Genomic DNA, 8,894 nt, shown 5'->3' with positions numbered 1-8,894 from the left:
TCATTGATGCGTCTTCCGGCCAGGATGATCTCCGGATGGTAGCCGTGCTCTTGGGCTTTTTGTGCCAAATAATACGGGTCAACACCTATGCAGTGTCCACCCACCAGTCCCGGTTTGAAGGGCAAAAAGTTCCATTTGGTTCCGGCGGCTTTAAGGACTTCGTGGGTATCAATTTCTAAAATATTGAATATTTTGGCGAGCTCATTGACAAAGGCAATGTTGATGTCGCGCTGGCTGTTTTCGATGACCTTGGCGGCTTCGGCCACTTTGATGGTGGGTGCCAGATACGTCCCGGCAGTGATGACGCTTTTGTAAAGGGCATCGACTATTTGACCGGTCTCGGGCGTCGAGCCGGCGGTGACTTTGAGTATTTTTTCCACGGTGTGCTCCTTGTCCCCCGGGTTGATGCGCTCGGGCGAGTAGCCCACAAAAAAATCTTGGTTGAAGGTGAGTCCGCTTTCCTTTTCCAGGACGGGGACACATTCTTCTTCGGTCACACCGGGATAGACGGTGGATTCATAGATAACAATATCACCTTTTTTCAGGATACTGCCCACAGCGGCACTGGATTTATACAGCGGCGTGAGGTCCGGACGGTGGTGTTTGTCCACAGGTGTGGGAACAGTAATGATATAGACATTGGCCTCACTGATGTCAACAAGGTGTTGGGAGCAAAATAGCCCGTTGCTATTCATATCGTCGCGGAAGGGGCATTTGTCCAGCAATACGGCTTGCAGGTCAGCATCTCCTACTTCGAGGGTGCTGTCATGACCGTCTTGGAGTTCGGCGATTCGTTTTTGGTTGATGTCATAGCCCACTACGGGGTATTTTGTGGCAAAGAGTCTGGCAAGTGGCAGTCCCACATAGCCCAGGCCGATGATGGCGATTTTGTTCATTGAATGGTGTTTTAAAAAATAAGACCCCTTTCTCCTAACTATCAATGCCTTAAGAATTAAGGTTTTGATGGAGGTTTGGGGGGGATGAAAGCTGCAAAGGTAACCATTCTCGATAAAAACGTGGGTATGAAAAGTTTATTTTTAGATGTGAGATTTGAGAGAATGGAAAAGTAAAAATTACTTGGCGGCTTGGCGAATGATGAGTTGGTGAGGAGAGAGTGATGATTCTGCCAAAGGATGGATGCTTGATGACCGAAAAATGTACGTTGAACTGAACCTTAAACCTTAGTGGGATGCTCCCCCCTTAGGGCGGTGCGGGAGTATGGGGATGTGGATTGGTGTGACAATCAGTGCGTAGTTCACGCAAAGCTCGCAAAGTTTGGGCGCAAAGGGGCGCAAAGTAGGTTTTGATTGAGGATTAACTATTTAAGATTTGGAATTTTAAATTTTGGCTAACGCGTAGGCCTCCCGCCTTTGGCGGGCCGGGGAAAAATGAAAAAGCCGACATCGTGGGTTTAGTGCTCAGTGTTTGACTTAGGACTACAGGACTTAAGACTTATGATAAAACTTTGCGACTCTGCGGCTTTGCGAGCAACAAATCCAATTCTACCAATGACAGATTGCTTTAAATGATTAAGAAATTGTTATTTGTTAGTCCTAAACCACACTTTACATGACCTCCCGATTCCTCCTGTTGCCCCAACCCGCCAAAGGCGGGTGCAGAAGGAATCTAGATTTAAAATGTTATCAATAAGTTGTCATTTCAATTTATGCAGTTTGAAAAAATGTTGTCATTCGCAAAGACGCCAAGTCGCTAAGTATCGATATTTTACTGAGCGACGGCCTCCCCCTTTAGGGGGTGCGGGGTGCAGGGTGCGGGGTGCGGGGTGCGGGGTGCGGGGTGCGGGGTGGATATTGTAATAAACAAAAAAACAAGGAAACGCTCTGTTTTATCTTTTCCCTATATCAAAAAACTAAAACCAATTTTGTGAGGCTTTGTTCTTCTTTAAAAGACAATTACTTTTGAGTATTTCCCTGTTTAAAAAACTGCTCGGGTTTCACTGAACTATCGGGGGATGGTTGAAACCCAAACTAACAACATGCATAATATTGATAATGCTAAGATAGCGAATTTATGATGGTAATTTTAATAGTACAAACTATGAGATATTTGTGGTGGTTTATACTACAAGGCTAAAAGTTGTGTGTAAGTTATGGTGTGATTTTCAAGAATTTCATGAAACCATTTACATAAAGAACACAAAGGACTGTTTTGAAGTGTTTGATCTGATATACTTTTGAACTTCTTTTTCCAAACCACAAAACTTAACTAACGCACAGGGAATACAATTGCAAAAAAGTATGGGATATTCAGCCATTTTCCTTGTAAAATCCCTATTAATTGAGCAACTTTGTATTATTAATAAAAACCGATGACCGATTTCTTCAAAGACAAAGACCTCCTGCTCTATATTGCTGTAATAGTGGTATTCCTGGCGTTTTTTATCTGGAACAATTTACGCTTAAAGCGAAACAGGGAAAACCGCAAGGACAGGAATTTTAGAAAACGATATATGAAGCGCAAGGATGAGGATAGACGTGAGACGTGAGACTTGGGTGGCCTCCCCCTTTAGGGGGCCGGGGGGTGTGGGATGGTGAGACGTGAGAGAAATAAAATCTAATTGGTACAGGCGTAATATTTTACGCCTCATCATAATCCCATTAAAAAAATAGCCTGAAAAATGAAAATATACACCAAAACCGGCGATAAAGGAACCACGGCACTTTTTGGGGGCACTCGTGTGCCCAAGCACCACATCCGCATTGAGAGCTATGGCACTGTTGATGAATTGAATTCGCATATCGGGTTGATCAGGGATCAGGACATTTCTAAAAACCACAAACAACTGCTCAGCCACATTCAGGACCGCTTGTTTACCCTGGGCGCCATTTTGGCCACCGCCCCCGAAAAAGCGGTATTGAAAAGTGGAAAAGAACGGCTCAACATTCCAAAAATAAGTGATGAAGACATCACCCTGCTCGAAAACAAAATCGACGAGATGAATGAATCACTCCCCCCTATGACAAACTTTGTTTTACCGGGCGGTCATCAAACCGTGTCATTCTGTCACATTGCCCGCTGCGTTTGCCGCCGTGCCGAGCGTCATACCAGCTTTCTTAATGAAAATGAACCCGTAGAAGAAAAGGTTTTAATCTACCTCAACCGCCTGTCTGACTTTCTATTTGTGCTGGCACGAAAGTTGTCACATGAACTACAAGCAGAGGAAATCAAATGGCTTCCTCAAAAAAATGAAAACTAAAATACAAAGCTTTAATTTTCAACTGCTTACAATTATTTAACAAAAGTTCTTAGAAATAAAATAGAAATAATTCTTTTTTTCCTTGACTTTCTCAACTAAAAAATTATTTTTGCAAAAATTTAAACCGTCATTTTATGTACTGGACTTTAGAATTGGCATCTTACTTAAGTGATGCTCCCTGGCCCGCCACCAAAGACGAATTGATCGATTATGCCATCAGGACCGGAGCCCCCCTGGAAGTTGTAGAGAACCTACAAGCCATAGAAGATGAAGGCGATGCTTATGATTCCATTGAAGAAATCTGGCCGGATTACCCGACTGACGAAGATTATCTTTGGAATGAGGATGAATATTAACAACATTAAAAATAGTATAGAAAGTCTCGCAAGAGGCTTTTTTTTTGCTTAATTTTGAAAGCAAAACAAACCCTTTGATATTTAGATTATTATGACCTTTTTAGATAAAGTATTAAAAGTATTTGTAGGAGATAAATCCAAGCAGGACGTAAGCAAAATCATGCCCATCGTCAACGAAATAAAAAAACATGAAGCAGCCATTGAGCAGCTTTCCAATGACGAACTGCGTGCAAAATCAGTGATGTTTCGCCAAAAAATAGCCGATTCCCGAAAAGAACTTCAGGCTGAAATGACCAAGCTCTCCGAAGAAGCCAATGCTACTACAGACATCAACCGCAACGAGGACATTTATGCCGAAATCGACAAACTTAAAGACGAAATCTACAACATCGAGAAAACAATGCTTGATGAAATCCTGCCCGAAGCCTTTGCCGTGGTCAAGGAAACCGCAAAGCGTTTTAAAGACAAAACATCCATTTCTGTTACCGCAACAGCATTTGACCGCGAACTTTCTGCAACAAAAGAGTATGTTACCCTGGACGGGGAAAAAGCCGTTTGGTCCAACTCCTGGGATGCCGCCGGTAAAAAAATTACCTGGGACATGGTGCACTATGATGTGCAGCTTATAGGTGGTGTTGCCCTGCATCAGGGGAAAGTTGCCGAAATGCAAACGGGTGAAGGTAAAACCCTTGTGGCTACCCTACCCGTTTACCTCAATGCCCTTACCGGAAACGGTGTGCACCTGGTTACCGTAAACGACTACTTAGCCAAACGTGACAGCGCGTGGATGGCCCCCATTTTTGAATTCCACGGCTTAACTGTGGATTGTATTGACCTGCATCAGCCCAACTCGCCTGAACGCAGAAAAGCATACAATGCTGATATTGCTTACGGAACCAACAACGAATTTGGTTTTGACTACCTGCGTGACAATATGGCCCACGCTCCTGACGATTTGGTGCAACGCCCGCACCACTACGCCATCGTAGATGAGGTGGATTCGGTGTTGATCGATGATGCCCGAACGCCTCTAATCATTTCAGGACCGGTGCCCGAAGGTGAGCGCCACGAGTTTAACGAACTCAAACCTCAGGTCAGTGAGTTGGTTGATATACAAAGAAAACTTTTGACAGGTGTTTTAGCTGAAGCGAAAAAACTCATCAAAGAAGGGAACACTAAAGAAGGAGGGCTCCAACTGCTGCGTGTTTACAGGGGTTTGCCCAAAAACAAAGCCCTTATAAAATACCTTTCGGAAGAAGGCATCAAGCAAGTCCTTCAAAAGACCGAAAACTTTTACATGCTCGACAACAACAAGGAAATGCCCAAAGTGGATGCCGAGTTGTATTTTGTTATCGACGAAAAAAACAATCAAATTGAATTGACCGATAAAGGCATTGATTTCCTTTCCGGCGAAAAAGACCCCGAGTTTTTTGTCATGCCCGAAATTGGAACAGAAATCGCCAACATCGAAAAACAAGGACTCCCCAAAGAAGAAGAAGCCAAAGCCAAAGAAGAGTTGTTCAGGGAGTATTCCGTAAAAAGCGAGCGCATCCACACCATGAGTCAACTGCTTAAAGCCTATGCCCTTTTTGAAAAAGACACCCAGTATGTGGTCATGGACAACAAGGTGATGATCGTTGACGAGCAAACCGGACGTATTATGGACGGTCGCCGATACAGTGATGGATTGCACCAAGCGATTGAGGCCAAGGAAAACGTAAAGATTGAAGCCCTCACCCAAACTTTTGCAACCATTACCCTGCAAAACTATTTCAGGATGTACCGCAAACTGGCCGGTATGACTGGAACAGCCGTAACCGAAGCCGGTGAACTCTGGCAAATCTACAAACTGGATGTGGTGGAAATTCCCACAAACAGGCCCCTTGCACGTATTGACTGGCAAGATAAAATTTACAAGACCAAGCGTGAAAAATACAATGCCGTAATTGACGAAGTAGTAGAACTCTCCAAGGCCGGAAGACCGGTCTTGATTGGTACAACCTCGGTGGATATTTCAGAATTGCTGAGTAAAATGCTTACGCTAAGAAAAATTAAGCACAACGTCCTTAACGCAAAACTCCACAAAAAAGAAGCAGACATTGTTGAAGAAGCAGGACATTCCGGAGTGGTTACCATTGCTACCAATATGGCAGGTCGTGGTACTGACATCAAGCTGTCTGAAGAAGTGAAAAAAGCAGGTGGTCTGGCCATCATCGGTACAGAGCGTCACGACTCAAGACGTGTGGACAGGCAGTTGAGAGGACGTAGCGGACGTCAAGGTGACCCGGGAAGTTCGCAGTTTTATGTGTCTCTTGAAGACAACCTGATGCGTTTGTTTGGTAGTGAACGCATCGCCAAACTGATGGACAGGATGGGATTGCAGGAAGGCGAAGTGATTCAGCATTCCATGATTTCAAAATCCATTGAGCGCGCCCAGAAAAAAGTGGAAGAAAACAACTTCGGCATTAGAAAACGATTGCTGGAGTATGATGATGTGATGAACGCCCAACGTGAAGTGATTTACAAACGTAGGTATCACGCTTTATTTGGTGAACGCCTGAAAGTGGATATTGCCAATATGGTGTATGACACTGCAGAAGTGATTGCTGAAACCAACAAGCTTGCACAGGATTTTAAAAACTTTGAGTTTGAACTCATCCGTTATTTCTCGATCAGTTCACCCATAAGTGAAGATGAATTTGAGAAAAAAGAACCACTTGAAATTGCAGGAATTGTTTATAAAGCGGCATACAAGCACTTTGAAAGCAAGATGATCCGCAACGCCGAGATTGCCTATCCGGTAATCAAAAACGTGTATGAGCAGCAAGGCGACAAATTCAAACGCATTTTAGTACCCTTCAGTGATGGGGTAAAAGTGCTCAACGTTGCCACCGATTTGGAAAAAGCTTATGAAACCGAAGGAAAACAGCTGATCCTTGACTTTGAAAAGAACATTACCCTGGCCATTATTGACGATGCGTGGAAAACCCACCTTCGTAAAATGGACGAGTTGAAACAGTCAGTACAGTTGGCTGTACACGAGCAAAAAGACCCTTTACTTATTTATAAGTTTGAAGCTTATGAGCTCTTTAAGGTGATGATAGAAAAGGTAAACAAAGATGTGGTTTCCTTCCTGTTTAAAGGCGAATTGCCACAGCAGGACGAAGCGCAAATCCGTGAGGCACGACAGCGTAAGCCCAAAGAAAACCTGAGAACCCAAAAAGACGAAATCCCCAATTTGGACGAACGGGCCACTCAGGCCAGAGCTGCCGGAAATATGCAAGGCCAGCAACAAGGCGTTACAGAAACCATAGTGAGGGACAAGCCCAAAATTGGCCGTAACGACAAAGTCAAAATTAAGCACGTGATGAGCGGTGAAACCAAAGAGATGAAATTCAAGCAAGCCATCCCATTATTGGACAAAGGGGAATGGGTGCTTGTTGAATAGCTATTAGTTTAAAAAAGCCCTATAAAAAAGAGGCCGTCATGAACTACCTCGATGCAAGCATACTAGGTATCAAATTCCAAAAAAAAACAAATCCCAAATTCCAAAAAAGGAAAAACGATACAAGCATCGGGGAATTAAACCCTAAGGGATTAAAGGAAGTCGAAAGAAAATATGCCACAAACCTGCCGGCCCGCCTTGCTCCGCCAATAGCCGGATTCAGGCGACGAAGCGGCAGGCAGGGGCACTAAGTCACAAAGATGCACCAAGAAACTCAGCGTTCCCTGCGTCCCAGCCTACCGCGGGCAGGTCTGCGGTGCATCGACAGTAGTATGTACTTTCACCGCAAAGTCGCTAAGGGCGCATAGGTTATTAACCATTAAGGAATTATGGTGAGTAAGGGTATAACTCTTAATGTTTCTTAATTCCTTAATGGTTTAATTAAATATCCGGCTTTTTAAACTTTCTCTTTTTTGTTGTTGCGGATCACTTATCGTTCCAGTGTCATTTCACCAGATACATTAGCTGTCATCCCACTTACCATTTGTGTTTGTTCTGAAACTAAAACCATCTTGTTTTGAGACAAATGAATAATTTCAGCTGTTTGTTGCTCACCTGTCGCTTGATTAACTATAATCATTTGATTGCCTTGAATACTCCAAGTTCCAGGATTTATATAATCTGCCATATCAATAGGAGTATCGTAGGTTTCTGTCATCCCTATATATGTAACGGTCATTTCTATGGTATAAGAACCAAATGATTCAACGATATCCGGGTTTTTAGAAAAAACTACCTGTGCGTCAATATCTTTTGCAAAACCGGTATAATTTAACGTAATGGTTTGACCTTGAAATGTCATTTGACTATCACCTTCATAATCAAATTTTGTTAAATCCCAACTGCCGGTAATATCAACAGACAAATCAATTTGATTGTTTGAATCATCATCACTACTACAAGAAGTAAATACAAATAAAAAGGCAACAAATAATAAGCTTAAATTTTTCATTTTATTGTTTTTTTGGTTGAATATGTTTGCAAACATAAAACTAAATTTTAATTGTCGAAAAAAAACTAAATTAATTCTTCTTAAATGATAATCTTTTTCAATTTTGGGATGATTTTTGCTACTTTTACGCCAAACCTAATTTCATGAAGTTTAAATTAACCATACTCGCTCTATTACTTTACGGAAATAGTTTTTCCCAGGAGTTTGGTTTTCAATTTCTTACCATTACCGAAAACACCTTACCTCAAATCTTTGCTGTTGAAAACAGTTTTTTTGTTCATAAATATGATAAAGCAACCTTTTCAAATACCCTCGGTGTCACTTCGGGCAATTACTGGAAGGCCGTGAGTATGGAAGATGCCCTCAACAGGCAGGATGCCTACCTCAACCGAAAAAACACCACAACCAGGCCCATCACCGCAGAAACTTTGGGCTTTAGAAGAGTGGTTGAAAAAGAATCAGCCATCAGGATTGAAGTGCGCGAGACTCCTTTTGCAAGACGCAATGGCATAAGAAATCAGGTTTACCGAGATGCATCCATGCCTTTTATGTACAATCCCTATTTTCCAAGATTTGTGCCGGGAACGGAGTTTTGATTTTCTTGCTATAATGTTCCAATCAATCTTTTCCTAAAAGCTTCCTAACTTGCTCAGTAAGAATATCGCAGTTTTCAGAATTGATTTTTCTCTCTTTTAATAAAATTTCAATCATATTCCAATACCAGTCAAACTGAGCCAAATCATTATGTTTACCTTCAGGAATAGTTACAAAAGTTTTCCCATTTTGGGGATTGGCAGTTGTGAAAAGTTTTTTACCTGATTTATAAGGAACGACATTGTCATCAGTGCCGTGAAAGATAACGGT

At 42.5% G+C, this 8,894-nt stretch carries 8 protein-coding genes and 1 pseudogene; 6 read left to right on the top strand and 3 right to left on the bottom strand.

Translation table 11 applies throughout. The features are described from left to right. Window positions 1–896, bottom strand: an 896-nt coding sequence (locus tag AC6F75_RS04950; RefSeq protein WP_500713837.1) for a nucleotide sugar dehydrogenase, incomplete at its 3' end; no start/stop codon positions are given. Window positions 897–2,329: 1,433 nt separating this feature from the next. Here AC6F75_RS04950 and AC6F75_RS04945 point away from each other — a divergent pair. From AC6F75_RS04945 to AC6F75_RS04925, 5 genes are all read left to right on the top strand, one after another. Next, window positions 2,330–2,506, top strand: coding sequence for a hypothetical protein (locus AC6F75_RS04945; protein WP_500713836.1), 177 nt, complete (start codon window positions 2,330–2,332; stop codon window positions 2,504–2,506). Between the two features lie 132 nt (window positions 2,507–2,638). Continuing rightward, window positions 2,639–3,217 (top strand): cob(I)yrinic acid a,c-diamide adenosyltransferase, encoded by a 579-nt coding sequence (locus tag AC6F75_RS04940; RefSeq protein WP_500713835.1) that lies wholly within the window; start codon window positions 2,639–2,641, stop codon window positions 3,215–3,217. A gap of 134 nt (window positions 3,218–3,351) precedes the next feature. After that, the gene (locus tag AC6F75_RS04935) at window positions 3,352–3,573 is read left to right on the top strand and encodes a DUF2795 domain-containing protein (protein ID WP_339611373.1); all 222 of its coding nucleotides are present in this window, start codon (window positions 3,352–3,354) and stop codon (window positions 3,571–3,573) included. A 91-nt stretch (window positions 3,574–3,664) separates the two neighbouring features. Next, a complete protein-coding gene (gene secA, locus AC6F75_RS04930) occupies window positions 3,665–7,021 on the top strand; it encodes a preprotein translocase subunit SecA (RefSeq protein ID WP_500713834.1) in 3,357 nt (1,118 codons plus the stop codon). 38 nt (window positions 7,022–7,059) lie between these two features. Further along, on the top strand, window positions 7,060–7,269 hold the full coding sequence (locus AC6F75_RS04925) for a hypothetical protein (RefSeq protein WP_500713833.1): 210 nt from the start codon (window positions 7,060–7,062) through the stop codon (window positions 7,267–7,269). 239 nt (window positions 7,270–7,508) lie between these two features. Here the strand turns inward: AC6F75_RS04925 and AC6F75_RS04920 are convergent, their stop codons facing one another. Next, window positions 7,509–8,066, bottom strand: a complete 558-nt coding sequence (locus tag AC6F75_RS04920; RefSeq protein ID WP_500713832.1) for a lipocalin family protein — start codon at window positions 8,064–8,066, stop codon at window positions 7,509–7,511. Window positions 8,067–8,173: 107 nt separating this feature from the next. Here AC6F75_RS04920 and AC6F75_RS04915 point away from each other — a divergent pair, with 107 nt between their 5' ends. Beyond that, the gene (locus AC6F75_RS04915; RefSeq protein ID WP_500713831.1) at window positions 8,174–8,626 is read left to right on the top strand and encodes a hypothetical protein; all 453 of its coding nucleotides are present in this window, start codon (window positions 8,174–8,176) and stop codon (window positions 8,624–8,626) included. A gap of 22 nt (window positions 8,627–8,648) precedes the next feature. Here the strand turns inward: AC6F75_RS04915 and AC6F75_RS04910 are convergent. After that, a pseudogene (locus AC6F75_RS04910) lies at window positions 8,649–8,894 on the bottom strand (hypothetical protein); the annotation flags it as partial.

Source organism: Planktosalinus sp., assembly GCF_059864935.1.
Note: the sequence above shows the minus strand (reverse complement) of the source record. Positions and strands in the feature narration are given on the sequence as shown.

What these genes read in the sequence shown, in the direction of transcription:
- AC6F75_RS04925 (WP_500713833.1), top strand. Translation starts at nt 7,060, where the DNA reads ATGAACTACCTCGATGCAAGCATACTAGGTATCAAATTCCAAAAAAAA.
- AC6F75_RS04935 (WP_339611373.1), top strand. Translation starts at nt 3,352, where the DNA reads ATGTACTGGACTTTAGAATTGGCATCTTACTTAAGTGATGCTCCCTGG.
- AC6F75_RS04945 (WP_500713836.1), top strand. Translation starts at nt 2,330, where the DNA reads ATGACCGATTTCTTCAAAGACAAAGACCTCCTGCTCTATATTGCTGTA.
- AC6F75_RS04940 (WP_500713835.1), top strand. Translation starts at nt 2,639, where the DNA reads ATGAAAATATACACCAAAACCGGCGATAAAGGAACCACGGCACTTTTT.
- secA (WP_500713834.1), top strand. Translation starts at nt 3,665, where the DNA reads ATGACCTTTTTAGATAAAGTATTAAAAGTATTTGTAGGAGATAAATCC.
- AC6F75_RS04920 (WP_500713832.1), bottom strand. Translation starts at nt 8,066, where the DNA reads ATGTTTGCAAACATATTCAACCAAAAAAACAATAAAATGAAAAATTTA.
- AC6F75_RS04915 (WP_500713831.1), top strand. Translation starts at nt 8,174, where the DNA reads ATGAAGTTTAAATTAACCATACTCGCTCTATTACTTTACGGAAATAGT.